General features: G+C 73.8%; 17 protein-coding genes and 2 pseudogenes. 3 read left to right on the top strand and 16 right to left on the bottom strand.

Translation table 11 applies throughout. From position 1 onward, the window contains the following. Position 1 precedes the first annotated feature (1 nt). The 3 genes from G7Z13_RS31750 to G7Z13_RS31760 form a co-directional block, all read right to left on the bottom strand. Positions 2-1,204 (bottom strand): hypothetical protein, encoded by a 1,203-nt coding sequence (locus tag G7Z13_RS31750; RefSeq protein ID WP_166004006.1) that lies wholly within the window; start codon positions 1,202-1,204, stop codon positions 2-4. Between the two features lie 266 nt (positions 1,205-1,470). After that, a complete protein-coding gene (locus G7Z13_RS31755; RefSeq protein WP_166004008.1) occupies positions 1,471-2,001 on the bottom strand; it encodes a hypothetical protein in 531 nt (176 codons plus the stop codon). A gap of 143 nt (positions 2,002-2,144) precedes the next feature. After that, positions 2,145-3,776 carry an MFS transporter gene (locus tag G7Z13_RS31760; protein WP_166004010.1) on the bottom strand — a complete coding sequence of 544 codons (1,632 nt, stop codon included), beginning with the start codon at positions 3,774-3,776 and terminating at the stop codon, positions 2,145-2,147. A 168-nt stretch (positions 3,777-3,944) separates the two neighbouring features. Here G7Z13_RS31760 and G7Z13_RS31765 point away from each other — a divergent pair, with 168 nt between their 5' ends. Beyond that, positions 3,945-4,598 (top strand): TetR/AcrR family transcriptional regulator, encoded by a 654-nt coding sequence (locus tag G7Z13_RS31765; RefSeq protein ID WP_166004011.1) that lies wholly within the window; start codon positions 3,945-3,947, stop codon positions 4,596-4,598. Positions 4,599-4,677: 79 nt separating this feature from the next. Here the strand turns inward: G7Z13_RS31765 and katG are convergent, their stop codons facing one another. The 5 genes and pseudogenes from katG to G7Z13_RS31795 form a co-directional block, all read right to left on the bottom strand. Then, positions 4,678-6,867, bottom strand: a complete 2,190-nt coding sequence (gene katG / locus G7Z13_RS31770) for a catalase/peroxidase HPI (protein WP_166004013.1) — start codon at positions 6,865-6,867, stop codon at positions 4,678-4,680. Between the two features lie 242 nt (positions 6,868-7,109). Further along, positions 7,110-8,109 (bottom strand): annotated as a pseudogene (locus tag G7Z13_RS31775) (VWA-like domain-containing protein). 174 nt (positions 8,110-8,283) lie between these two features. After that, positions 8,284-9,784, bottom strand: a pseudogene (locus G7Z13_RS31785) (hypothetical protein). A gap of 158 nt (positions 9,785-9,942) precedes the next feature. Further along, positions 9,943-10,551 (bottom strand): Rho termination factor N-terminal domain-containing protein, encoded by a 609-nt coding sequence (locus G7Z13_RS31790; RefSeq protein WP_166004014.1) that lies wholly within the window; start codon positions 10,549-10,551, stop codon positions 9,943-9,945. Positions 10,552-10,693: 142 nt separating this feature from the next. Further along, complete coding sequence (locus G7Z13_RS31795; RefSeq protein ID WP_166004016.1) at positions 10,694-10,906, bottom strand: hypothetical protein; 213 nt, start codon at positions 10,904-10,906, stop codon at positions 10,694-10,696. 104 nt (positions 10,907-11,010) lie between these two features. Here G7Z13_RS31795 and G7Z13_RS31800 point away from each other — a divergent pair, with 104 nt between their 5' ends. Next, the gene (locus G7Z13_RS31800) at positions 11,011-11,481 is read left to right on the top strand and encodes an ATP-binding protein (RefSeq protein WP_240926419.1); all 471 of its coding nucleotides are present in this window, start codon (positions 11,011-11,013) and stop codon (positions 11,479-11,481) included. A gap of 36 nt (positions 11,482-11,517) precedes the next feature. On the opposite strand, the gene G7Z13_RS31805 is transcribed toward G7Z13_RS31800, so the two are convergent. After that, the gene (locus G7Z13_RS31805; RefSeq protein WP_166005498.1) at positions 11,518-11,799 is read right to left on the bottom strand and encodes an EF-hand domain-containing protein; all 282 of its coding nucleotides are present in this window, start codon (positions 11,797-11,799) and stop codon (positions 11,518-11,520) included. Between the two features lie 131 nt (positions 11,800-11,930). On the opposite strand from G7Z13_RS31805, the gene G7Z13_RS31810 reads away from it, so the two are divergent. Next, positions 11,931-12,416, top strand: a complete 486-nt coding sequence (locus G7Z13_RS31810) for a flavin reductase family protein (protein WP_206313178.1) — start codon at positions 11,931-11,933, stop codon at positions 12,414-12,416. Positions 12,417-12,490: 74 nt separating this feature from the next. On the opposite strand, the gene G7Z13_RS31815 is transcribed toward G7Z13_RS31810, so the two are convergent. The 7 genes from G7Z13_RS31815 to G7Z13_RS31845 all read right to left on the bottom strand — a co-directional run bounded on the left by G7Z13_RS31815 (position 12,491) and on the right by G7Z13_RS31845 (position 25,646). Beyond that, entirely contained in the window at positions 12,491-13,555 is a 1,065-nt protein-coding gene (locus G7Z13_RS31815) for a biotin/lipoate A/B protein ligase family protein (RefSeq protein WP_166004019.1), read from the bottom strand. A 78-nt stretch (positions 13,556-13,633) separates the two neighbouring features. Beyond that, positions 13,634-14,701, bottom strand: coding sequence for an urea transporter (locus G7Z13_RS31820; RefSeq protein WP_166004021.1), 1,068 nt, complete (start codon positions 14,699-14,701; stop codon positions 13,634-13,636). A gap of 109 nt (positions 14,702-14,810) precedes the next feature. Further along, complete coding sequence (locus tag G7Z13_RS31825) at positions 14,811-17,597, bottom strand: hypothetical protein (RefSeq protein ID WP_166004023.1); 2,787 nt, start codon at positions 17,595-17,597, stop codon at positions 14,811-14,813. Positions 17,598-17,752: 155 nt separating this feature from the next. Further along, positions 17,753-18,643, bottom strand: a complete 891-nt coding sequence (locus G7Z13_RS31830; RefSeq protein ID WP_166004024.1) for a hypothetical protein — start codon at positions 18,641-18,643, stop codon at positions 17,753-17,755. Between the two features lie 100 nt (positions 18,644-18,743). Next, positions 18,744-20,207 (bottom strand): Gfo/Idh/MocA family oxidoreductase, encoded by a 1,464-nt coding sequence (locus G7Z13_RS31835; protein WP_166004026.1) that lies wholly within the window; start codon positions 20,205-20,207, stop codon positions 18,744-18,746. 126 nt (positions 20,208-20,333) lie between these two features. After that, positions 20,334-22,019, bottom strand: a complete 1,686-nt coding sequence (gene abc-f / locus G7Z13_RS31840) for a ribosomal protection-like ABC-F family protein (RefSeq protein WP_166004027.1) — start codon at positions 22,017-22,019, stop codon at positions 20,334-20,336. 252 nt (positions 22,020-22,271) lie between these two features. Beyond that, positions 22,272-25,646, bottom strand: coding sequence for a pyruvate carboxylase (locus G7Z13_RS31845; RefSeq protein WP_166004029.1), 3,375 nt, complete (start codon positions 25,644-25,646; stop codon positions 22,272-22,274). Between the last annotated feature and the right edge of the window lie 139 nt (positions 25,647-25,785).

Below are 25,785 nucleotides of genomic sequence, written 5' to 3' on the forward strand. Positions count from 1 at the left end.
GTCAGCTCCTCTCCCGCGACGCGGCGTCGGGGTGCGGGCCCTCGGTCTCCAGCCGGTACTCGCCGCCGAGCAGTTCCCGGTGCTGGGCCATCACCTGCTCGCTGGGCGGTTCCTCACCGCCGTGGATCTGCTGCTGGAGCCGCTCGAACCGCTCGTGCGCCTCCCGGACGTAACCGCTGCCGAGGGTGGTCAGGTCCATCTGGGTGTCCAGCAGGCCCCGGACGAACTGCTTGTTCTCCTCGAAGGTCAGCACGTTCGGCAGTTCCGGTGCCAGGATCTCCTGCGGCTCGCGGCCGTCGTGGCGGCGCATCAGGTCGCAGGCGATGCGCAGGTGCTCCAGCTCCATGTTGAGGTGCAGCTCCCAGATCGCCTTCACCCGCGGATCCGACTCCTGCTCCATGAACGAGTGGTAGAGGTAGCACTCGTTGTACTCGTGGTTGACCAGCTGCTCCCACCACGTCTCGCCCGGGTCGACCAGCGACTCGTAGTGCGTGACGTGCTCCTCCTCGATCAGCCCGATCTCCTGGTACAGCTGGCGCGCGATGGGCTCCATGTACTGGGGGCCGACGTTCATGTAGAAGTTCATGGTCTGCTGCTCCGCCGACATGATCGTCAGCGCGTGCAGCTTCGACAGCGGGTTCGTGGTCGTGCGGTCATAGGGGTCGCGCACGTTGTCGGCCGGGTGGCGGTGGTGGAACTTGGTCGGGCGGCCCGGCATGACCTCGGTCAGCCCGTCGACGATCGACTCCGCCTTGCGGTGCTCGATCATCTCGTAGAGGTTGGCGTACCGGTACAGGTGGTCGAAGTCCTCCAGCACACCGAACTCGTACGCCTGCCGCAGGTACGGGTCGGGCTCGTGGCGGGCGACCCAGCCGGTGAGGTCGACGGCCACCTGCTCGTAGGCGATGGTCGTCTCCAGCACCGAGGCCAGGCCGGGCAGCAGCCAGTTGACCGCCTTCTGCTGCTGGGCCTCGATGTACCGGACCTCGGCCAGCTGCCGCTTGACGTCCGGGTCGACGGTGTTGCGCGCGAGGTGGTGGCTGAAGAGGATCGCCTCGACCTCGATGCCGTTCATCGTGATGATCCGGCAGCGCGTGTACGGGTCGCCGCGGTCCGGATCGATGGGCTCCACGTTCAGTTCCCGCCAGTTGCGCAGCTGGCGGTCGAGGGGGATGCCTTGGTGTTCGAGAGGATTGAAGCCCATGGGGGTCTCCTTGGCCGACGGCCGGTCTGTGGGCGGGCCGCCGACGAGTACCCGTCCTTCGCCGCGCCGAAAACGAGCGGGGCCCGAGTTGGCCCGGACGGCCCGTCCGGCGTGCGCGCACCCGGCGGGCGTGTCAGCGTGGAGGTCGTGGAGCGTCGTCGGACGCGCGCGACCGCGGGACCGGCCGGGGGCATGACGCCGGTGCCGCCGGCAGGCCGCCCTCCACGTCGCCGACAGTCGCACTCGGCCGCAGCAGCCGGCCGCCGTCAGCCGGTGCCCCGCCCGCTGGGCAGTGGTCCCACGTCGGAGCGCCGGCCGGAAGCGCGGCGCGCGTGACGCTGACCGGGGCCCAGCCCGTCGCGGGCGGCCAGGGCGTCCGCCACGGCTCCCGTCGCGAACGCGTAGACCGCCTTGTGCAGCAGGTCCACCACGAGTTCCCCGCGCGGCCAGGTCTCGGGCGGCGCGCCGACACCGGTGGCGTTCTCGAGGATCTGGTCGTTGGTCAGCCGTACGACCGTGAACTGCGCCGATGCCCAGGGGCCGCGCAGACCGGCCTGCGCCATGAGCGAGCGCACCACACCAAGCAGGGCGCCCTGGCCCGCGTGCATCGCCCAGTTGAGCGGTACGGGTTGCCGGCCCGGGCGCTCGCGCAGGCCGGCCAGGCGCTCCAGGGTGCGGGCGGGCACGTGCGAGTCGGGCCGCCCGGTCAGCCGCTGCTCCGCCTTCTCGCCCAGTGTCATCACCAGCACACCGGCCGTGCCGGCGATCAGGCCCTGCCATGCCGCTCGCTTCATCATGCCGCGCCGAGTACCCCGGCGGGCGGGCCGCGCACCGACGCTGCCGGGCAGGCCGTCGGTCCCGGGCACGCCGACGGTGCCGGGCGTTCCCGCCCGGCACCGTCCGGGGCCGTGCGCCGCTCAGGCACGGCCCGTCCGTGGGGTCAGCCGAGCCGCGCGTGCTCCTGGCCGGCCGGACCGTGCTGCCTCGCGTCCCGCTCCCCGGCGTGCTCCCCGGCGTGCTCGCGGGCGGCCTTGCGGCCGGGCAGGACGGCCAGGACGATCAGGGCGCCGGCGGCCATGATGACGCCGCCGACGAGGCTGGTGTGCGCGACGCCGTGGGCGAAGGCCTCGTGCACCGCCTCCACCAGGGCCTGGGCCTGGCCGGGGCCGCCGGCCGGGCTCTGCGCGATCTGCTCGGCGACGGCCAGACCGCCGCCCACCGACTCCCGCGCGGCGTCCAGGGCGTCGTGCGGCAGCCGGCCGCCCACCTGGTCGGTGAGCTCGTCCTGGTAGGCCGTGCCCAGCAGGGAGCCGAGGACGGCGATGCCGAGGGAGCCGCCGAGCTCCAGGGAGGTGTCGTTGGCGCCGCCGCCGACGCCCAGTTCCGACTCGGGGAAGGAGCCCATGATCGTGTCGGTGGCCGGGGACACGCTCAGTCCGATCGCGAAGCCGAGCAGCAGCAGCGACGGCAGGAAGTCGGTGTACGCCGAGCCCTGGTCGACCAGGGTCAGCAGCAGCACGCCGGCGGTGCCCAGCAGCATCCCGGGCACGATCGTGGCCTTCACACCGAGCCGGGGCGTCAGCTTGCCGGTGACGGCGGCTCCGGCGAACACCGCGCCGGCCAGCGGGAGCAGCCGGACTCCGGTCTCCAGGGCGTCGTAGCCGAGGACGAACTGAAGGTACTGGGTGGCGTAGTAGATCGCGCCGAAGGTGCCGAAGAAGAAGAACAGCACCGCGAGCATCGAGCCGCTGAAGGCGCGCTCGCCGAACCTGCGGACGTCCAGCATGGGCTGCGGGTGCCGCAGCTCCCACAGCGCGAAGGCGACGAAGCCGGCGCCGGCGACGACGGCCGCGGCGACCGGGCCGGTGCCCCAGCCGAAATGCGGGCCCTCGATGATCGCGTAGACCAGGGAGCCGACGGAGACGATCGACAGCAGGCCGCCGACGTAGTCGATCCGGCCCATGCCCTCCGCCTTCGACGGCGGCACCAGCGCGAGCGCGCCGACGACGGCGAGGACCGCGATGGGCACGTTGATCAGGAAGGTCGAGCCCCAGCCGTGGTCCTCCAGCAGCCGGCCGGCGACGACGGGGCCGACGGCGATGGCGAGGCCGGAGGTGGCGGTCCAGGCGGTGATGGCGCGCGCCCGCTCGTGCCGGGGGAACATGGCCACCAGCAGCGAGAGCGTGGCCGGCATGACCACCGCGGCACCCACACCCATGATCGCGCGGGCGGCGATGACCAGGCCGGTCTCGTCGACCAGGCTGCCCAGCACGGAACCGCCGGCGAACAGCAGCAGTCCGGCTGTCAGGGCGCCGCGACGGCTGTACTTGTCGCCGATCGCTCCCAGCACCAGCATCAGCGCGGCGTACGGCACGGTGTAGCCGTCGATCACCCATTGCAGGTCACTGCTGCTCAGCCGCAGGTCACGGGTCATGTCCGGGGCGGCGACGATCAGGGACGTGTTGGCCATGACCACGATCAGCAGGCTCAGGCACAGCACGAGCAGCGCCCACCAGCGCCGCGGGTACGGCCCGGTCGTCTTCCCGGCGGGTGTGTGCGCGAGGAACGGCATCGAAAGGCTCCTGGGAGAGGGGACGGCGGTTCACTTATTTGCCCATCCATGTGCAGGTTAGTTTGTTGCCCGCCCGTGTGCAAAAAAGGGCGGTGGTGACCTGCGGCACGCGTGCCAGAATGGGCGCGTCCCCCATCCGTCCGCCGCGCCGCCCGACCGAGGTTGTCCGTGACCAAGCCCGTTGCCCGCGTACCGCAGCGACGCAACGCGCGCTCCAACCGGGCGCGCATCCTCGCGACCGCCCGCCACGAGCTGGGCCGCAACCCGGACATCACCCTGGAGGAGCTGGCGCGCGCCGCCGGTGTCGTACGGCGCACCCTCTTCGGGCACTTCCCCGGACGGGCCGCGCTGCTGGAGGCGCTGGCCGAGGAGGCCTCCGAGGCGCTGCGGGACGCGGTGGCGGTCGGCGTGCGGCCGGCGGAGCCCGCCGACCGGGCGCTCGCGTACTTCACGCTGTCGATGTGGCCCGTGGGCGACCGCTACCGGATGCTGCTGGCGCTGGCCCAGCGCGATCTGGGCGCGGAACGCGTCGCCGAGGTCCTCAAGCCCGCACGGGACGAGGTCACGGCCATCCTGGAGCGCGGCCGCGCGGAGGGCGCCTTCCCCGCCCATCTGCCGTCCGCGGTGCTGAGCGCGGGCCTGGAGGCGATGACGGTCGCCCTGCTGGAGCAGGTCAACACCGGGGCGCTGGAGGACGACGGCACCCGGGCCGCCGTGGCCCTGCTCATCGCGGCCGGCGTGCCCGAGCGGCGGGCGCGCGCCGCGGTGGCGGAGGCCGTCGCGATGATCGCCGCGGAGCCGGCCCCCGACGTGGAGGAATGACGGATCCCCCGGCCCGCCGGGGGAGGAATGACGGACGGCCCGGCCCGCCGGGGAGTGGCGGGCCGGGCCGTCGGGGTGTTCAGCGCAGGTCGAACCGGTCGAGGTTCATCACCTTGTCCCACGCGGCCACGAAGTCACGGACGAACTTCTCCGCCGCGTCCCGCGCCGCGTAGACCTCCGACACCGCCCGCAGCTGGGAGTGCGCGCCGAAGACGAGGTCGACGGCGGTCGCGGTCCACCTGGTCTCGCCCGTGGCGCGGTCCCGGCCCTCGTACACGTTCTCGTCCGACCGCGACACGGTCCACTCCGTGGCCATGTCGAGCAGGTTGACGAAGAAGTCGTTCGTCAGGGCCTCCGGCCGGTCCGTGAGGACGCCGTGGGAGGTCCGGCCGAAGTTCGTGTTCAGCGCCCGCATGCCGCCCACGAGGACCGTCATCTCGGGAGCGGTCAGGGTCAGCATGTTGGCGCGGTCCAGCAGCAGGGTCTCCGGCGACAGCTTCTCGCCCCGCCGCAGGTAGTTGCGGAACCCGTCCGCCTTCGGTTCGAGCACGGCGAACGTGTCCGTGTCGGTCTGCTCCTGCGAGGCGTCGGTACGCCCCGGCGCGAACGGGACGGTGATGTCGTACCCCGCGTTGCGCGCCGCCTGCTCGACGGCCGCGCAGCCGCCGAGGACGATCAGATCGGCCAGGGAAATCCTCTTCCCGCCGGTCTGCGCGGCGTCGAAGTCCCGCCGGATCCGCTCCAGCGCCTCCAGCGTCTGCCGCACCTCGGGCGAGTCGTTGATCTCCCAGTCCTTCTGCGGCGCCAGCCGGATCCGCGCCCCATTGGCGCCGCCGCGCTTGTCGGTGCCGCGGAAGCTCGCCGCCGCCGCCCACGCGGTGGTGGCCAGCTGGGAGACGGACAGCCCCGAGGAGAGGATCCTGGCCTTGAGGTCGGCGATGTCCGCGTCCGCGACCAGCTCGTGATCGACCGGCGGCACGGGGTCCTGCCACAGCTGCGGCTCGGGCACCCACGGGCCGAGGTAGCGCGAGACGGGGCCCATGTCCCGGTGCAGCAGCTTGTACCAGGCCTTGGCGAACGCGTCCGCGAGCTGGTCCGGGTGCTCGTGGAAGCGCTTGGCGATCGGCCCGTAGACGGGGTCCACCTTCAGCGCCAGGTCCGTCGTCAGCATCATCGGAGCGTGCCGCCTGTCCGGATCGTGGGCGTCCGGCACCGTGTCGCTCGCCGCGGGGTCCGTGGGCTTCCACTGCTTGGCGCCGGCGGGGCTCGTCGTCAGCTCCCAGTCGTACCCGAACAGGTTCTCCAGGTAGCCGTTGTCCCACTGGGTCGGCTGCGTGGTCCACGCCCCCTCCAGCCCGCTGGTGAGGGCGTCCGGGCCCTTGCCGCTGCCGTACGTGTTCCGCCAGCCCAGCCCCTGCTGCTCGATGGGGGCGGCCTCGGGCTCCGGGCCGATGTACGACGGGTCCACCGCGCCGTGGCACTTGCCGAACGTGTGACCGCCGACGATGAGCGCCACCGTCTCCTCGTCGTTCATCGCCATCCGCCCGAACGTCTCGCGAATGTCGCGCGCGGCGGCCAGCGGGTCCGGGTTTCCGTTGGGACCCTCGGGATTGACGTAGATCAGACCCATCTGCACGGCGGCGAAAGGACCGGTGAGTTCCCGGTCGCCGCTGTATCGCTGGTCGCCGAGCCAGGTGTCCTCCGGACCCCAGAAAATCTCCTCCGGTTCCCAGATGTCCTCACGCCCGAAGCCGAATCCGAAGGTCTTGAACCCCATGGATTCCATCGCGCAGTTCCCGGCGAACACCAGAAGGTCGGCCCAGGAGATTTTCCGTCCGTACTTCTGCTTCACCGGCCAGAGCAGCCGGCGCGCCTTGTCGAGGCTCGCGTTGTCCGGCCAGCTGTTGAGCGGCGCGAAGCGCTGAGCGCCGCTGCCGCCACCGCCGCGGCCGTCGGCGATGCGGTACGTGCCCGCCGCGTGCCAGCTCATCCGGATGAAGAGCGGCCCGTAGTGGCCGTAGTCGGCGGGCCACCACTCCTGGGAGTTCGTCATCACCTCGAAGACGTCCCGCTTCAGGGCCTCGACGTCGAGAGCGGCGAATTCCCGCGCGTAGTCGTAGTCCTCGTCCATCGGATTCGCGCTGGGCGAGTGCTGGTGGAGAACCTGGAGATCCAGCTGATTCGGCCACCAGTCCCGATTCGTCCTGGGCCGGGTCGGGGCGGGGGTCGGGGAGGGGATCGCTGGGTTCTCGCTTTCGCTGCCGGACATGCCCGTCCTTCTTCCTGTCTCGGTTTTCCTGCTGCTGGCTGCCGGGTCGGCGTCCGTATGGTCGCGCACCGCGGACCGCGTCGCTACGAAACACGCAGGGCGCACCCCGTATGACAAACGGGCGAGAAGAAGGGGGACCAATTGCGAGCAGTGAAAGGGAAACGGTACGGGGGTGGGCGGGCCGCTGCGCGCGGAGGCGGGGCGGCCGGCCCACCGCCGAAGCCGATCAGCCGATCAGCCGATCAGCCCATCGTGACGACCCGCGCCCAGACCGGCGGCGCGTCCGGGACGTAGTCCGGGCTCCGCTCGCTCACCGCGCGGGCGGGGCGCGGGAAGAGGCCGACGACGGTACGGCACGGCGGCTGCGCGGACGGCCACGGCGTCTGACCGTCCGTCAGGGCCACGATGACGTCCGGTCGGGGCCGGGAGCGCAGGGCGAGGGTGAAACCGGAGCGCAGGTCCGTTCCCCCGCCGCCGATCAGCTCGATGTTCTCGGCCCGGCACAGCGGGACGGCGATCCCGGCCGCCGCGTCACAGGAGATCGCCGAGACCAGGTCGCGCCGCCCGCCCACCGCCCGCGAGATCGCCGCCACCTCCAGCAGCGCGCTGCCCAGCTCCGCGTCGCTCACCGAGCCGGACGTGTCGATCACGACGCACACCCGCGGCGGCGTACGGCGCAGGCTCGGCAGCACCACCCCGGGCACGCTCGCCGAGCGCCGGGACGGACGCCGGTAGCTGTGGTTCTGGCCCCCGCCCGGCGCGCCCGCCGCCGAGCGGACCGCGTCACCCAGCAACTGCCGCCACGGCTGCGGCGGATGGAACGCCTCGTCCGCCCACCGCCGCCAGCCGTCCGGCGCGCTCCCCGGCCGGCCCTTGATCCCCTCCGCGACCCGGAAGCGGACCGCGTCCCGCTGCTGCCTGCTCAGCCCGTGCGCGCCGTCCGGACCCAGCTCCCACGGCTCGTGGACGCTGGCGATCACGGTGGTGAGCGGCAGGTCGAGGGAGGCGGCGAGCTGGCTCAGCGCGGCGGTCTTGCCGATGCCAGGCTCACCCCCACAGCAGCACCGGCAGGTCGGCCGCGACCGCCAGGGTGAGCGCCTCCAGCGGCTCGTCGGGGCGCGGCTCGGTCGTGGTCGTGCGCAGCAGGGCGAGGGGGTCGTCGGCGAGGGCGAGTTGCGTGTCGGTCCCGGACGCGCGGGCGGCGGCGGGTGCGGAGGCGGGCAGGAGCGTGCTGGAAGTCATGGGCATCACCTGGGGTGGGAGGGAGACGAGCGGAACGGGGCGTCCCGTTCCGGAGGACAGAGATCAGAGGACAGAGGAGGAAGGGCGGAAACGGACGGCGGGCGGAGGGCACGGGCGTACGGCGACGCCGAACGTGCCGTACGGGCGTAGGCCTTCCGCGGTGGTCGGTGGTGGTCAGCAGGCCAGGCCGGTGCGGGGCCGGCCCCGGCCGGTGCGCTTGCGGCGCATCGAGGCGGGTGTACGGCGGTCCAGCGGGGGCCGGTGGTCCGTCGCCGTGTGCTCCCCGTCCGCGCGGTCACCGCCCGTACCCGTGGCGGGGTGCACGGCGACCAGCCCGGAGCGGAAGAGACCGTGTTCGACGCGGCGTGCCGCGGCCGCTTCCAGTTCCTGCCACAGCGGCCCGTCGCGCAGCACCGCGGCGGGACCGAGCAGACCCTCGACCACGAGCGCTCCGGTGACATCCCCGTGGCGCAGCCGTTCCCGGACCGCGGGCAGTGCCTGCGGGCTGCGGTGCACGGAGTCGATCGCCCGCAGACAGGGCAGTGCGGATCCGCCGAGCGCCACGAGCAGTTCCTCGCGGCGCAGCTCCTCGCGGCGCAGCTCGTCCGGGTCGTGGTCGACGGCCGTCAGCACGCCGTCGCGCAGCACGATCCGGTGGACCTCGTCCCGGCAGTCCACCCGGTGCGGGCCGGCGGCCTCGACGGCCGGACCGGCCACGGGCGCGGAAGCGGGCACGGCAGCGCCGCGGCGACGAGCGGATGCAGCCGTCCGGCCGTGACCAGCCGGACCGCAGCAGCTCCAGATCCGGAAGGATCCGGGCGGCGGCCTCCGGCAGCAGCGGAAGCGCCGCGACCTCCTGCGGTGGCAGGGCCGTCTCGCGCAGCGGCCGGAGCGTCGGGACGTGGCTGTCGTCGGGGGCGACGAGGGCGAAGACGGCGCGGTCGCGCGCCCCGAGCCGCACCGCGAACGCCCCGCGGTGTCGTCCCTCGTCCCTCAGCAGCAGCTCCGCCTCCGCCGCCCACCGCGCCACCGCCCACGGCGAGCCGGGCGTGGTGAGCCCGTCGGCCACGTCCTGCACCGGCAGGGGCGGGGCGCCGGACGATGCCGGCCGGGCACCGCACCGCCACCCCAGCTCGCGGCTGCGTCCGGCGTCCCACAAATGCCGGTGCAGGTCGAGACGGAACCGCCGGTCTGGATGCGGGTGGGGATGGTGAGGAGGGTGGGGGTGCCGGGAATGGCGCGCGGGTGAGCCGGTCCCCGGGCCTTCCCACCAGGCCAGGGACATCCGCTGTCCGGCGTCCGCCCAGGCGGGCGGCGTACGCACCACCAGGTGCAGCGGCGTGGGGCCGGACGCTCGGTAGCGGGCCAGAGTTAGGGTGAGGCCGGGCCGGAGCCGCCCGTCGGGGGCGATCCGGGGCATGTGCCAGCGCAGATCCGGCGCCAGCCGGCGCAGGTCCGCGCGGAGACGGCTGGTGAGATCGGTGCCGTGGCGGTCGCGCACGGCGCGCAGACCGAGATCGACGTCGATCCGGGCGGCGGCACAGGCCCCCGTCCAGTCACCGACCGCACGCCGTGCGGTCGCGGCCTCGGTCATGGACGGTGGCACGGCGTACTCACGCACGCGCTGCCACAGGTACAGGCGGAACGGAATCCCGTTCGCGAAGTGAGGTGCCATCAGCACTCACCCGACGCGAACGATTCCCCCCGATCCACACGAGGAGAAGGTCATCATCGCGCGTATCGTAACGGGCGCGATGATGACCTGTCAGTCGCTTATTCGACTGGTGTGAGCGGACCCCGTTCCGGGCGGCTGCGTCCCGTCCGGTGGCCGCGTCAGCCGTTCCCGGCCTCCTCCGCCTTGGCGACCTGCTTCGCCAGCTCTTCCTTGTTCATCGTGGAACGGCCCTCCACGCCCAGTTCCCGGGCCTTCTCGTACAGCTCGGCGCGCGTCTCGCCCTCCGTTCCGCCCTCACTGCCGCCGGCGCCGCCCGCGGCCTTCAGGGGCTGACCCGCCAGCGCCGTCGCCCGCCGGGTGGCGAACTCCCTGCCCAGTTCCCGCAGCCGCTCGGTGCCGACGGCCTCGCTCAGGGCGGGCAGGATCTCGTTCTCCTCTTCCTCCATGTGGTGTTCCACGGCGTCGATCCACTCCTGGAGGGCCTGGTCGAACTCCTCGCTCTCCCAGTCCATCTCCAGCAGGTGCTTGCCGAGGCTCTCGGCCTCGTGGTGCTCCTCGGCGGCGTGCTCGGCTCCCGCCTTCTCGCCGGCCTCCCGGGCCACGGCCGGGTACACCCGGTCCTCCTCGGCCTCGCTGTGCGCCTTCAGCATGGCCACGGCCAGGGGGAGGGCCAGCGGCCGGGAACTCCTGTCCGTCTTCATCATCTCGAACAGGCGCTGCAGCTCGCGGTGGTCGGTGGTGACCAGGGTGATGAGGTCGTCGGCCATGGCGGGATCCTCTTCCTCTCTCAGGCGTCTCGTCTTCTCCCGGAGGTGACTCCTGGACCCGCCGGGTTTCCGGGACGGGCGGGCTGATACATACCTTCCGGCCACGTCACCGTTCACGCCGGCCGTCACCCCACCGGCGGCGTCACCGGGCGCAGCCGGCGTCCAGCACTTCGATCACGTCCGGATGCGCGGTGTAGACGAGCCAGCACCACTCACCGAACGCGGCGGACATCCCCGGCAGCTGCGCGGCGGGGTCCTCGGCCACGGCCGTGATCAGCGCGATGATCTCCTGGTGCATGTCCTCCGGGACGTCGAACAGCACGTTGGCGGCCAGCTCGATCAGTTCGACTCTCATGACGCCCCCAGGGGAAAGCGATGATTGCGCCGCGTGCCCTCGGGTACCCGGCTCGGCCACCGCGTCACGTCAGCGCGGCCGGCGAGCGAACGGGGGTGCCGGTGGTGACCGGGACACCGCTGGAGGTGGCCGTGCTCGTGGGGCTGCAGGCCTCCGGCAAGTCGACCTTCTACCGCCGGTGGCTGTCGGCTGATCACGAGCTGATCAGCAAGGACCTGTTCCCGCGCGGTGCCCGGCGCAAGCAGGAGCGACAGATGCGCCTGATGGCCGAGGCGCTGGGCGCGGGGCGCTCGGTGGCGGTCGACAACACCAATCCGTCCCCGGCGGAGTGGGGGCCGCTCGTCGCGGCCGGGCACGCGCACGGGGCGACGGTCACCGCATACTGGTTCCCGCCCGATCCGGCGGGCTCCCTGGCCCGTAACGCCGCACGTCAGGGACGGGACCGGGTGCCCGACACCGGCATCCACGCGACGCTCGGGCGACTGCGCCGCCCCTCACGGGCGGACGGTTTCGACGCCGTGCGGGAGGTGCGGTTCGACGGGCGCGGCGGATTCGAGGTGCGCCAGGCCCCGTAGCGGTGCGCACCCTCGGCGTCAGGCCCCCGCCCGGCGTCAAGCCCCACCCGGCTCGGAGCCGGACTGGTTCCAGCCGAAGCGGCGGTCCACGACCGCGGCGAACTCCTCCAGGGTCAGCACCGCGTCCCCGTTCTGGTCGGCCGCGTCGAACAGCGCGGAGGAGGCGTCCGCGTTCTGCAGACCCCAGAACGGCAGCACCCCGGAAGCGGCCAGCGAGGGCCCCTTCGTGCGCAGGGCGACGATCACCTCTTCGCGGGTCAGGGTCCCGTTCCGGTCGAGGTCGAGCGCCTCGAACAGTCTGCGGGCCTTGTCACTCACCACGTCGTCGTCCTCGTCTCGTCGGCGGAAGGCCTGCGGGCCACCCTGGTCACCCTGGATGACGCCGCACCGCTCGTCCGGGTTCCCCGGGCGGGCGGTGCGATCCGGGGCCGGCGGGGCATGCGTACGGTGTGACGGACACGGAATCCTTCTTCGACCGGCTCGATCCCGAGATGTGCGTGGTCACGGCCACGGTGGGGACAGAGCGCGCGGGCTGTCTCGTCGGTTTCTCCGCGCAGTGCTCCATGCGGCCCCTCAGGTACGCGGTGTGGCTGTCCAAGGTCAACCGCACCTACCAGGTGGCCCGCGCCGCGGACCGGCTCGCCGTCCATCTGCTCACCCGGGACCAGCACGACCTGGCCCGGCTGTTCGGCGGGGAGACGGGCGACGAGGTCGACAAGTTCACCCGGGTGCGCTGGCGGCCCGGACCCGGCGGGGAGGCCGTCCTGGAGGACGCCGCCGCCTGGTTCGTCGGCACCGTGCGCGCCCGCGTCGACGGCGGTGACCACGTCTGCTTCGTCGTGGAGCCCGAGCACGCCGGAGGGCGCGGCGACGACGGCCCGCTGCTGCGGCTGCGCGACGCGCTCGACATCGACCCCGGCCACCCGGTGGACTGACCCGCCGGCCCGCACCCGCACCCGCGCCCGATCGCGCACCGCCTGCCAGCATCGGTCCCGCCGCTCGCTTCCGCTCATGGCACCCGGGCGGTCCACTCGGGGGAGGAGAACTTGGTGCGCGCCAGCTCCTCGGCGCGCGCCAGTTCCGCATCGGTCACCTTGCCCTCCGACAGTCCGTACCGGCCGCGGAACGACTCGATCATCCGCTCGATGACGGCCTCGCGGGGCAGTCCGGTCTGCCGGCGCAGCGGGTCCACCCGCTTCTTCGCGCTCTTGATGCCCTTGTCGGACAGCTTCTCGCGGCCGATGCGCAGCACCTCGAGCATCTTGTCCGCGTCGATGTCGTACGCCATGGTCACGTGGTGCAGCACGGCCCCGGGGCGTCCCTCGGGGCCCACGATCCGCTTCTGCGCCGCGCCCGCGATCTTGCCCTGGTCCGTGGCGATGTCGTTCAGCGGCTGGTACCAGGCCCTGATCCCCATGTCGCCGAGGGCGCCGAGCACCCAGTCGTCGAGGTAGGCGTAGCTGTCCTGGAAGGACAGGCCCTGGACCAGCGCCTCGGGGACGGACAGCGAGTAGGTGATGGTGTTGCCGGGCTCCACGAACATCGCGCCGCCGCCGGAGATCCGCCGGACGACCTCCACGCCGTGCCGGGCCGCCCCGTCCGCGTCGACCTCGTTGCGCAGGGACTGGAAGCTGCCGATGATCACCGCCGGGGCGCCCCACTCCCACACGCGCAGCGTCGGCGCGCGCCGGCCCGCCGCCACCTCGGCGGTCAGCACCTCGTCCAGCGCCATGTGCAGGGCGGGGGACTGCGGGCCCTCGTGGATCAGCTGCCAGTCGTAGTCTGTCCAGTCGGTGGCGTGGGCGAGCGCGCGGCGCACGGCGACGGCGATGCCTTCCGAGGTCAGCCCGTACATCACGGTCCCCTCGGGGAGGGCCGCGTCGATCCGGGCCGCCAGGCCGGCGGCGTCCGTGCCGGCCGGAGCCCCGTTCAGCGCCCGGTTCACCGCGTCGAGTGCCTCGTCGGGCTCCAGGAAGAAGTCGCCCGCGACGCGTGCGCGGCACAGCACGCCGTCCTCGACGTCCACGTCGACCACGACCAGCTTGCCGCCGGGGATTTTGTACTCACCGTGCACTCGACCGGCTCCGTTCCCGCTTCCGCTTCCGCTCCGGCCGGGATGCGTCTCCGCCCCGCACCGGACAGTCCGGTGTGATCAACGTCCGGCCGGGACGGATGATTCCCGACATGTACGGCGGCTGCGCCACGCGGGCGGGTCCGTGCCGGGGACAGGGGCGGGGGCGGTGAGCCGGGGGAAGGACCGGGCGGCGGCCAGGAAGACGAGCGTGGTGAGGACGAACGGCCAGGTGAAGGCGTGGCCGCCGGACGGGGCGAGCAGCACCGCGACGGCCGGGGTCAGGAGGGTCGCGGTCGCCGCGCCGAGCAGCGCGTACAGCAGCGTGACCGCAGTCGCGGGCAGGAACACCCCGCACAGCGCCAGCGCGACGAGCACCGCGTTGCAGCCCATCGTGCCGTCGGCGATCCGCTCGGCCGGCGCGCCGAGCGCCCAGGCGGTGGCGATGCCCGCCGCGCTGCCGGCGCACGCCGCGAGCCCGGCCGTCCGGCTCGCCAGGAAGAGGGCCGCGAGCAGCAGCGCCCCCGCCTGCCAGTGCGCCAGGAAGAAGACCTGGGACACGTTGTGGAGGAACGCCCGCGCCAGGTCCTGCGGGAGCAGTTCCTCCGGGCGCGGGGCGGCCGGTCCGGACGCCGCGCCCGGCAGCGCGGCGAGGCCGTCGCCGTACGGCCGGACCCGCGCGAAGGCGGGCGCCGCGGCGCTGATCGCGACCGCGAGCACGCAGTACGGCAGGGTCAGCGGCGGCAGCCCCCACACGCGCAGCACCCGCGCCGCCGCCGCGGTGAGAACCGCGCCGACGACGCTGCCCGCGGCGGCGAGCAGCGCGGTGGCCGGCCGGTCCGGTGAGAGGAGCGCCGCGCAGCACAGGGCCACGAGCGCCGGGTTGACGCCCTCCAGTCCCGGCGTCGGCCGGTCGCGGGCGACACCCAGCGCCCGCGCGGTGCCGGTGCCGAGGGCGGCGCCCCCGGCCGCGTACACCGCGTACCGCCAGTCGGCCGCGCACAGGGCCAGGCACACGACGGCGCCCGCCCACGGGCGGGCCAGGAACATCACCTGGGCCAGGCCGCGCAGCACCTGTGCCGCGAAGCCCGGCCCGCGTTCCGCCGACCACCGGCGATCCCGCCGACGAGTGCGCACCGACCGTCGCATGCCCCGCCCCCTCAGACGAGCCCACTGCCTTCTTCCGCATTGCGGCATCGGGTTTCCGTCATACGGTACCGGGTCGTGAGGGGCGCTGGGCACGCCCGGTCAGGACGCGCTACGAGGCGTCGCGGACCGTGCCGGTCAGGGGCGGGCCGTCGGGCGCGCCCTCCTGGCCGGTGGGCTGGAGCACCACGTACTCGGCCGGCTCCGCGACCCCGTCGCGCACCGTCTCCACGTCCACCTCGGCGCTCAGCGCACCGTCCGGCACCACGCCCAGGAGGGAGAAGAACTCCAGCCGCGACAGGGGCAGCTCCTGGTCGGGAACCTCCCCGTACATCGCCCGCAGCCACTCCTGGTCCACGTCCCGCGTGGACAGCTCCGGCCGGTCACCGACGGGCACCACCGCGAGCGATGCCGCGACCGGCACGTCGGCGGGCTCGGACAGCGAGACCCGCCAGCGCAGCGGCTGCCCCTCGGGGACGTCGTCCGCGACCGGCGTCAGGCCGATCTTCGGCATCGGGTCGTCGTTGCGCGCGGTGATCCCCCCGACGTACGAACCGACCACCGCGTCGCGCACCGCCTTGACCAGCACGTAGCTGGACTTGTCCCAGGCGTAGCGCTCGTTGCCCTCCACCTTCATCGTCACCGTCGTGCCCGGGTGGCCGGCACGCATCGTGACCAGCCGGTGCGTGGTCGTCCCGGTGTCCGGGTCCATCACGTACACGCGCACCGTGCCGCTGCCCTGACCGGAGACGCGTATCGGCACCTCGTACGTGCGCACGCCCGCGTCCCCCTCGTCGACCGTCAGCCGGCCGATGTCCACGCGGGGCAGCGTCGCCGCCCGCACCGCCGGGGTTCCGGGACGCCAGGCGTGGGCGTCCATCAGCCAGGCCCGGCCCGCGCGCGAACGCGGAGTCAGCTCCAGCGCGGCCACCCGCTTCAGGTCCACTCCGGCGCGGCCGGCGGCACCGAGCGGTACGCGCAGCTCCTGCGCCCAGTAGGAGGCCGTACGGTCGCTGCCCGGCAGCCCGTCCGCCCGGACCGTACCGAGGGTGACGCGCTTGCCGGCCGCGTCGGTGACGGCGACGTCGAGCTTGGTGCCGGTGCTGTTCGGCGGCACGATGACGCGCAGCGCCAGGCTCTTCGCGCCCTTCAGGGTGACCGTCTCGTCCGGGCGGATCCGCGTCGGCGTGCCCGCGGCGGACCACTTCAGCGCGACCGCGCGGCGCCCGTGCTCGCGCTCCGGCCACCAGCGGGCGAAGTGCGGGGACGAACCGGGTGTGTCCTCGTCGAGGCAGGCCTTGCGCGGGTCCGGGTCGACCGCGGAGCACAGCCGTCCGCCGGTCACCTTCAGCGGGCCGTCGGGCAGGAAACCGGCGCCCCGGCCCGCGCCCACCGCGTGCGTGAGGACGCGCGCGGGATCCGCCGACGGCGCCCGGCGGCCGGTGCCGTCGATCAGCTCGCGCACCCGGTCGTCACCGGCGACGAACAACCGCGCGGCGGCGGCGATGTAGGTGGCGCCGGCCCGGTGCTGCTGCTCGGCGGTCAGCCGGGTGCGGCTGCCCGGCGAGCAGACCGGGTCCCGCTCGTCGGGGTCGGTCCAGAAGTCGTCGTCCGCGGGTGCCTGGGCCTGGCCCGGCGTCCACTCGCTGTTGAAAAAGTTGTGGTTGGCGCCGGTCATGTACACCGCGCTGTGCAGGGCCTTGCCGCGGCTCACGCCCCGCGTGCCGTCGACGTACACCTGCCCCTGGAGGTCCGAGACGTCCCCGTCGCAGCCCGGCAGGATCGTCAGCGACGGCACGTCGGGCACCGGGTTCTGGCCGAAGACCGTGGGACCGATGAGCACGGTGCCGCGGACCGTCCAGCGGGTGCGCCCCGCCGGGCCGTCCCGGTCGGCCGGCGGCGGGTAGAGGCTGTCCAGCGCGGCCCGGTCGACGCCCTCGCCGCCGCGCGAGTGGCCGACCAGCAGGACGCGGGACAGATCGGCGCGGGGCGCCTTGCGCACGGCCGCGGGCGCGGCGGACGGCTCGGCGGACCAGTCCGCCCAGCGCGCCAGATGTGTCCGCACCAGCGACGAGCGGGCCTGCGCGCCGGCGTCCTCGACCTCGGCGTCCTGGCCGTTGATGCCGTTCGCGGAGATCGACACCGTCACATAGCCCTGCGAGGCCAGCAGCTTCTGGTCCTTCAGATAGCCGCGGTGGCTGGGGATCGGCTGGGCGCCGGGGGCGCACGGCCAGTCGATGGTGACGGCGTTCTCGCCGCCGCCGGGCACGTAGCAGGTGGCGTGCCGGCCGTGCAGGAACAAGGCGAGGGGACGCTTGCCGGTGGCGCCCTTCGGGGCGACGACCATGCCGCGCATCTCGACCGGTGCAGGGAAGCCGGGCAGGCGCACGGAGTCGAGCGCGTACTCGCCGGACACGGTGGCGTACGGGCCCGGCCTGCCCGGGTCGACGGCGCCCGCGGGCAGCCGGGGCGGCAACTGCGGGCCGCGCGGCGCGGCGGCGTCCGGCCGCTCCGCGGCGGCCGGGCCGCGCTCGTCCAGCCGGCGCCCGCCGGACCACACCTGAAGGTCCGTCAGGTCGCCCGGTACGGCCGCCTCGTCGAGCGGCAGCCGGAAGGTCCGGCCGTCCTCGCCCGGCCGCGGTACGCCCACCGGGCCGTCCGCGGTGCGGAACTCCACCCGTGCGTCACCCGGCGGGATCCGGCGCGGCGCCCGCCACTCCAGGGTGTTCCCGTCGTCCGTGGCGGTGATCCGCCAGCCGGGCGGCAGCTCGTCCGCCTGGCCGGGGGCCGTGCCGGTGGCACCGGGCGGCTGCGGCCGGGCCTGGGCCACGGCGGGTGACACGCCGATCAGCGTGACCGCGGCGAGCGTGGCCGCCCACGCTATTCGGGCACGTTTCACTGATCCTCTCCTCAACTCCTGGACATCGGGCGCCGACAGGGCGCCTTCCGTGCAGGAGGAGGCGGGGAACGATCTCCGGGTTGCCTGAGGGGCGGGAGACGGCCGGAAAGAGGTCAGCCGGCGGGGGGAGTGGGGCGGCTTCCGCAGGCTGCTGGTCAACCGGAGGAGGGCTGGGAGGACTCCCACAGGCCGCCGGTCAGACCCACCGGATTGCCGGACGGCACCAGGCCCGCGCCCAGCACCGTCCTGGCCAGGGGCTCGAGCAGGTCGGCGAGGCGGGCGGCGGACGCCGCGCCGAGGGTCCGCCAGGGGAGCGCCGCGGCGGCGTCGGTCCGCGCCTCGACCTCCGCGTGCAGGGCCGCCCCGGCGTCGGTCAGCGAACCGTCCCCGGCGAGCAGACCGCGCTGGCGCAGCGCGTTCTCGGCTTCCTGCCAGGCCGTCAGGTCCCACTTGCGGCTCTCGCGCAGAAGCGTGGCGTCCGACTCGCCGGCGGCGGCCTTCAGCGCCATCGCCTCGACCGGTCCGAGGCCATGGGCGACGAGCACGGCGACATGACCGTCCCCGCGGTGCTCGCGCAGCGTCGTCAGCGCCTGCCACAGCCTCAGGTGCGGCCGGTCCGGGCGGTCGAGGGCCTGGTTGGCGGCGCCGAGCACCCGGTCCGCGGTGTCCGCCGCCAGTGCGGCCTCCCAGGCCAGGTCGGCCGCCTCGGCCATCGCGGCCGAGGCGACGGCGTCCGCGCCGTACAGCCGCCGCATCGCGGCGTCCATCGCCGCCAGCCGGGCCGCGAGCGCGTCGGCCGGTGTCGTGTACTGCCAAGCGTCCGGCAGCGCCCGTGCCACGCGGTCGGGGTGGAAGACGTGGAAGGAAGCGGTCACGACGGGCGCGGCGACCGGACCGAGCGGGGCCGCGCGCAGGGCGAAGTAACTCATCCAGAAGCCCCGCAGACCGAGATCCGCGGCGGCCTGCCGGGACTCCGGGGCGAAGTAGACGATGGCGTGCACCGGTTCGTACCGCTCCCACATCGCCCGTGCCAGTGCGTCACCCACCGCGTGCCTCCCGCTTCTCGGCCCGTTCCGCGGCCACCGCGCCGCGATGCGGTGACCGCCGAGCAGCATGCGCCACGGCGGCCACCCGGACAAGGGGCCCTCAGACCACCGGGGGCATCTCGCCGGGACGTGAGTCGAGGCCCGCCCGGTGGTTCAGCCACGAGCCGCGCGTGAAGTCCGGCACCGCGACCGGACGGCCGCCCGCCGCGAGCGACGCCACGCTCAGCGGGACCGGCGAACACCAGACGGCGGCGTCGTAGACGTCCATGTCCGGGGCCAGCCCGGCCCGCATCTGCTGGACGGTGCGCCACTGCAGGACGTAGTCCATGCCGCCGTGCCCGCCGTTGCCGGCGGCGTCGTCGCCGATCGTCCGCCACAGCCAGTGGTCGAACTCCTTGCGGTAGGCGTCGAACGCCCGCCAGGTGTGGCCGCTGTGGTCCGGTTCGAGGTAGATCCGGCCGCCGCTCGCGGACGTCACGCCCGCGTAGTCCTCGAAGATGCCCCGGCTGCCGGCGAGGGAGTTGATCCGGCTGTACGGGCGCGGGGAGCTGACGTCGTGCTCGGCCCGGATCACCCGGCCCCGCGCGGTGTCGATCAGGCAGGTCACGAGGTCGCCGTTGACGTACGTCTCCCTCCAGCTCGGGTGGGATCTCGGCACGAACCGCGCGCGGTAGTCGGCGAGCCCTCTCGGCTCGGTGGAGGTGGCCCGCAGGGCGGTCATCCGGTCGCCGCGGTTGATGTCCATGGCCGCCGCGATCGGGCCCAGGCCGTGCATGGAGTAGAAGGAGGCGGTGGAACGGGTGTGCCACAGCCGCCGCCAGGAGTCGGTGTAGTACGTGTCGGAGAACAGCAGGGCCCGCAGGTCGTGCAGGTAGCCGCCGTGGCCGTTGGTGATCTCGCCGAACAGGCCGTCGTGGGCCATCCTCAGCATCGCCAGCTCGTTGCGGCCGTAGTTGCAGTTCTCGGCGAGGATCAGGTGCCGGCGGGTGCGCTCGCTGGTGTCGACCAGGTCCCACAGCTCGTCCAGCTCGGTGGCGACGGGCAGTTCGACGAGGGCGTGCTTGCCGGCCAGCAGTGCCGCGCGGCCCTGCTCGTGGTGGAACTCCCACGGGGTGGCGATGTAGACGAGGTCGATGTCGTCGCGGCGCAGCATGCGCCGGTACGCGTCGGCCGAGCCGCCGTACTCGGCCGGCCGGGGCCGGCCCTCGGCGACCAGCCGGTCGGCGGTGCGTGCGGCGCGTTCGGCGCGGATGTCGCACACGGCGGTCACGGCGCATCCGGGGACGGCGGCCCAGCCCGAGGCCATGCCGTGGCCCCGGTTGCCCAGACCGATCAGGCCGACGCGGACCGTGCGGTGTTCCGCGAAAGGGACACCGATCATGGACTTCTGGCCGGGGCGCCGGGGCGGTGTGCGCTCGGCGGACGGGGCGGCGGGGGCGGTGGACGGGGTGCCGGGGGCGGCGGGCGAGGCGGCGGCGCCCGTGCCCAGTCCGGCGACGGCGGCACCGGAGGCCAGGGCACCGCCCATGAGAGCACGGCGTGAGACAGCGGGGATGTCAGGCATGCGCGGATCGCTCCTTGTGCGGGGCCGGCTGCTCTTGCTGCCGCACGACTTTGTCCACGCTCCCGCCGTGTGTCAATAGGTGCTCGGAAAGAAGCAGTTGCGAGCAGAAACGAGCATGGCGGGCGGTCAGGTGACGATCCGGCCGCCCCGCATCCGCACCCGTCGGCCGGTGAACCGCGCGGTGAGCATGCGGTCGTGACTGACCATCACCAGCGCGCCCTCGTAACCGTGCAGCGCCGCCTCCACGTCCTCCACGAGCGCGGGCGAGAAGTGGTTGGTCGGCTCGTCGAGCAGGAGCAGGTCCACCGGCGCGCACAGCAGACGGGCCAGCGCGAGCCGGCGCAGCTGGCCCATCGACAGCGCGCCGACCCGTACGGCCAGATCCGCGGGACGGAACAGGCCGAAGCCGAGCAGGGCCGCGCGGTGCTCCTCCGGGTCGCCGGGCCTCCCGGCGGCGAAGGCGTCCAGCAGGGTCCGCCCCGGATCGGTCACCCGAGACTCCTGCGGCAGCCGGCCGATCCGGGCCGGCCGCCGGCAGTGCCCGCGGTCCGGGCGCAGCTCACCGGCGAGGACCCGCAACAAGGTGCTCTTGCCCGCCCCGTTGGGCCCGGTGACCAGGACCCGCTCGCCCGGCGCGACGGTGAACACGGGCAGGTCCAGGCGGGTCCCGACCGTCACGTCGTGCAGCGCGGCGAGTGGCCCGTCGTGGCCGTCGTGGCCGGCGTCGCCGCCCCCGGCGACCCGCGCGGTGAACCGCAACGGCTCCGGCGGCCGGGGCACCGGCGACTCCTCCAGCCGCCGTACCCGCTCCTTGGCCTGCCGGACCCGCGCGGAGAGCTGTTTGTCCACGGAGCGCTGGTGCCGACCGCCCACGCGGTCGGCGTTCACCGCCCGCCGGGCACCGGCCGTCATGCCGTCGGCGGCGCGCCGCACCAGCTCGCGCTGCTCGGCCAGCTCCCGCTCCCAGGCGGCGTGGTCGCGCTCCCAGCGGCGCCGGGCCGCGGCCCTGGCCCGCAGATAGCCCGCGTAACCGCCGCCGTGCCGGTGGACGGTACGGCGCTCGGGGTCCACCTCCCACAGGGCGGTGGCGACCCGCTCCAGGAAGACCCGGTCGTGGGAGATGACGAGCACACTCCCGCGGTGGGCGCACAGATGCTTTTCCAGCCATTCCAGAGCGGCGGTGTCCAAGTGGTTGGTCGGCTCGTCCAGGAGCAGCAGCTGCGGGGCCGCGGCCAGGACACAGGCCAGGCCGAGACGAGCCTGTTCACCGCCCGACAGGCTGCCCAGGAGCCGGCCGGGTGCGAGATGGGCGATGCCGAGACCGTGCAGGGCGGCCCGGACACGGGCGTCGGCCGCGTACCCGTCGCGCGCCTCGAACGCCGCCAGCAGCTCGCCGTACGAGGAGAGCAGCCCGTCGAGTTCGTCCGGTGCGGCGTCGGCGAGGGCCTGTTCGGTGGTCCGCAGGGCGTGTTCCAGCGCGCGGATCTCGGCGAGGGCGTGGTCGACGGCGTCCTGGACGGTGTCCTCCGGGGACAGGTCGGGGGTCTGCGGGAGATATCCGGTGCCGCCCGGGGCGTGGACGCGCAGCTCACCGGCGTCGGGCCGGTCGAGACCGGCGACCAGGCGCAGCAGGGTGGTCTTGCCGCCGCCGTTCTCGCCGACGATGCCGACGCGCTCGCCGAGCGCCACGGACTGGCGTACGCCGTCCAGCAGCGGCCGGCCGCCGGGCGCGCGCACAACATCATCCAGGACGACCTGGAACGAGAGCGCGGACGACGAGGACGCGGAAGAGGAGGGGGTGGGGTCGAGCATGGGTGAGCCGCCGTATCGGGAGACGTGATCAGTGACCGGTACGGAACGGGAGGTCACCCGGGCACGGCGGAAGACGCCGGCACCCGGTCTCCCGGGGGCGGCATCAGACGAAGTAGAAGGCCCTGATCACCCGATCAGGCTAACAAGGGCGCCCTGTCCGCCGTCAAAGGAATTACGGCGGACAGGGCGTCCCGGTGGTGTGGCGCGCGGCGACGTCGTGGCCAGGTCACCGCGCGCCCGTATGTCCGCCCGTCAGGCGATCTCGACGAGCAGGTCACCGCCCTCCACCTGCTGGACCCGGTTGATGGCGACCCGGCCCACCCGGCCCGCGCGCGGGGCGGTGATGGCGGCCTCCATCTTCATCGCCTCGATGGTGGCCACCGTTGCCCCGGCCGCGACCTCGTCGCCCTCGGCGACCGCCAGCGTCACCACACCCGCGAACGGGGCCGCCACATGGCCGGGATCGGCCCGGTCCGCCTTCTCGGTCACCGGCGCGTCCGAGGCGGCCGCCGCGTCCCGCACCTGGATCGGCCGCAGCTGGCCGTTGAGGCCCGCCATCACCGTGCGCATCCCGCGCTCGTCGGGCTCGCCGATGGCCTGCAACTCGATCAGCAGCCGCACACCGGGCTCCAGGTCGACGGCGTACTCCTTCGCCGGACGCAGGCCGTAGAAGAAGTCCTTGCTGTCCAGCACGCTCGTGTCGCCGTACGCCTGGCGGTGCGCCTCGAAGTCCCGCGTGGGGCCGGGGAACAGCAGCCGGTTGAGGGTCGCGCGCCGGGACTTCTCCAGCCCCGCGCGGTCCTCGTCCGTCAGCTCCCGCACCGGCTTGGCCGCGCCGCGCCCCTGGAGCGCCTTCGTGCGGAACGGCTCCGGCCAGCCGCCCGGCGGGGTGCCCAGCTCACCGCGCAGGAACCCGATGACGGAGTCCGGGATGTCGAACCGCTCCGGCGTCGCCTCGAAGTCCTCCGGCGTCACCCCGGCCCCCACCAGGTGCAGCGCCAGGTCGCCGACCACCTTCGACGACGGCGTCACCTTCACCAGCCGGCCCAGGATGCGGTCGGCGGCCGCGTACATCGCCTCGATCTCCTCGAAGCGGTCGCCGAGGCCGAGCGCGACCGCCTGGGTGCGCAGGTTGGACAGCTGACCGCCGGGGATCTCGTGGTGGTAGACCCGCCCGGTCGGGGAGGCGAGCCCGGACTCGAAGGGGGCGTAGACCTTGCGGACGCCCTCCCAGTACGGCTCCAGGTCCCCGACCGCCTTCAGGTCCAGGCCGGTCGGCCGGTCGGAGTGGTCGAAGGCGGCCACGATCGCCGACAGCGACGGCTGCGAGGTGGTGCCCGCCATGGACGCCACGGCCCCGTCGACGGCGTCCACGCCCGCCTGCGCCGCCGCGAGATAGGTGGCGAGCTGGCCGCCCGCCGTGTCGTGGGTGTGCAGGTGCACCGGCAGGTCGAACTCGCGGCGCAGCGCCGAGACCAGCCGCGCGGCGGCCGGGGCACGCAGCAGGCCCGCCATGTCCTTCACGGCCAGCACGTGCGCGCCCGCCTCGACGATCTGCTCGGCCAGCCGCAGGTAGTAGTCGAGGGTGTACAGCCGCTCGCCCGGGTCGGACAGGTCGGCGGTGTAGCAGAGCGCGACCTCCGCGACGGCCGTGCCGGTCTCGCGTACGGCGTCGATGGCCGGGCGCATCTGCGAGACGTCGTTGAGCGCGTCGAAGATGCGGAAGATGTCGATGCCGGTGGCGGCGGCCTCCTGCACGAACGCGTCGGTCACCTCGGTCGGGTACGGCGTGTAGCCCACCGTGTTGCGCCCCCGCAGCAGCATCTGGAGGCAGATGTTGGGCACCGCCTCGCGCAGCGCCGCCAGCCGCTCCCACGGGTCCTCCGCGAGGAAGCGCAGCGCCACGTCGTACGTCGCGCCGCCCCAGCACTCCAGGGACAGCAGCCCCGGCAGAGTGTGCGCCACGTGCGGGGCGACGGCCAGCAGGTCCTTGGTGCGCACCCGCGTGGCCAGCAGCGACTGGTGCGCGTCCCGGAAGGTGGTGTCGGTGACGCCGAGCGTCGGCGCCTCCCGCAGGGCGCGGGCGAAGCCCTCGGGACCCAGTTCGGCCAGCCGCTGCCGGGACCCCGCGGGCGGTGATCCGGCGGGCAGCGACGGCAGCTTGGAGACCGGGTCGGCCAGCTCCGGGCGCTCCCCGTGCGGCTTGTTCACCGTCACGTCGGCGAGATACGTCAGCAGCTTGGTGCCGCGGTCGGCGGAGTGCCGCGCGGTCAGCAGATGCGGCCGCTCCTCGATGAACGAGGTGGTGACCCGGCCCGCCTGGAAGTCCGGATCGTCCAGGACGGCCTGCAGGAACGGGATGTTCGTGGCGACACCCCGGATGCGGAACTCGGCCACCGCGCGCCGGGCCCGCCCGATCGCGGCCGGGAAGTCCCGGCCCCGGCAGGTCAGCTTCACCAGCATCGAGTCGAAGTGCGCGCTGATCTCCGTACCGGCGTGCGTCGTGCCGCCGTCCAGCCGGATGCCGGAACCGCCGGGAGAGCGGTACGCGCTGATCCGGCCGGTGTCCGGGCGGAAACCGTTCGCCGGGTCCTCGGTGGTGATACGGCACTGCAGGGCGGCGCCGCGCAGCGTCAGCGTCTCCTGGGACAGCCCCAGGTCCGCCAGCGTCTCACCGGCCGCGATGCGCAGCTGCGCCTGGACCAGGTCGACGTCGGTGACCTCCTCGGTGACCGTGTGCTCCACCTGGATGCGCGGGTTCATCTCGATGAAGACGTGGTTGCCGTCCCGGTCGAGCAGGAACTCCACGGTGCCCGCGTTGCGGTAGCCGATCTCCCGCGCGAACCGGACCGCGTCGGCGCAGATCCGCTCCCGCAGCTCCGGGTCGAGGTTCGGGGCGGGCGCCAGCTCGATCACCTTCTGGTGGCGGCGCTGCAGCGAGCAGTCCCGCTCGAACAGGTGCATGACGTTGCCCTCGCCGTCGGCGAGGATCTGCACCTCGATGTGGCGCGGGTCGACGACCGCCTTCTCCAGGAACACGGTCGGATCGCCGAACGCGGACGCCGCCTCGCGGGAGGCCGCCTCGATGGACTCGCGCAGCGCCGCCGGGTCCTCCACGCGGCGCATGCCGCGCCCGCCGCCGCCCGCGACCGCCTTCACGAACACCGGGAAGCCGATCTCCCCGGCGGCCCGGACCAGCTCGTCCACGTCCGTCGACGGCGCCGACGAGCCGAGCACCGGCACCCCGGCCGCCCGCGCGGCGGCCACCGCGCGGGCCTTGTTGCCGGTCAGCTCCAGCGTGCCGGCGTCCGGGCCGACGAACGTGATGCCCGCCTCGGCGCAGGCCCGCGCCAGCTCCGGGTTCTCCGACAGGAAGCCGTAACCCGGGTACACGGCGTCCGCACCCGCCCGCCGCGCGGCCCGCACGATCTCCTCCACGGACAGGTAGGCGCGCACCGGGTGACCCGGCTCACCGATCTGGTACGCCTCGTCGGCCTTGAGCCGGTGCAGCGAGTTGCGGTCCTCGTACGGGAAGACGGCGACCGTGCGCGCGCCCAGTTCGTAGCCGGCGCGGAACGCCCGGATCGCGATCTCGCCTCGGTTGGCGACCAGCACCTTGCGGAACATCCTGGATCCCTTCGGCCTGCCGGTGAGTGAGGACCATGGTGGTGGCGCGGGGCGGGTACTGCCATGTGAACCGGGCCACTTGACCGGTTGAGTGCCGTCCTCGGCCGCCTGCGGACGGGTCGGTTGAGTGCTGCCCAGG

It is taken from the genome of Streptomyces sp. JB150 (assembly GCF_011193355.1).
In the GTDB taxonomy this organism is placed as follows: Bacteria; Actinomycetota; Actinomycetes; order Streptomycetales; family Streptomycetaceae; genus Streptomyces.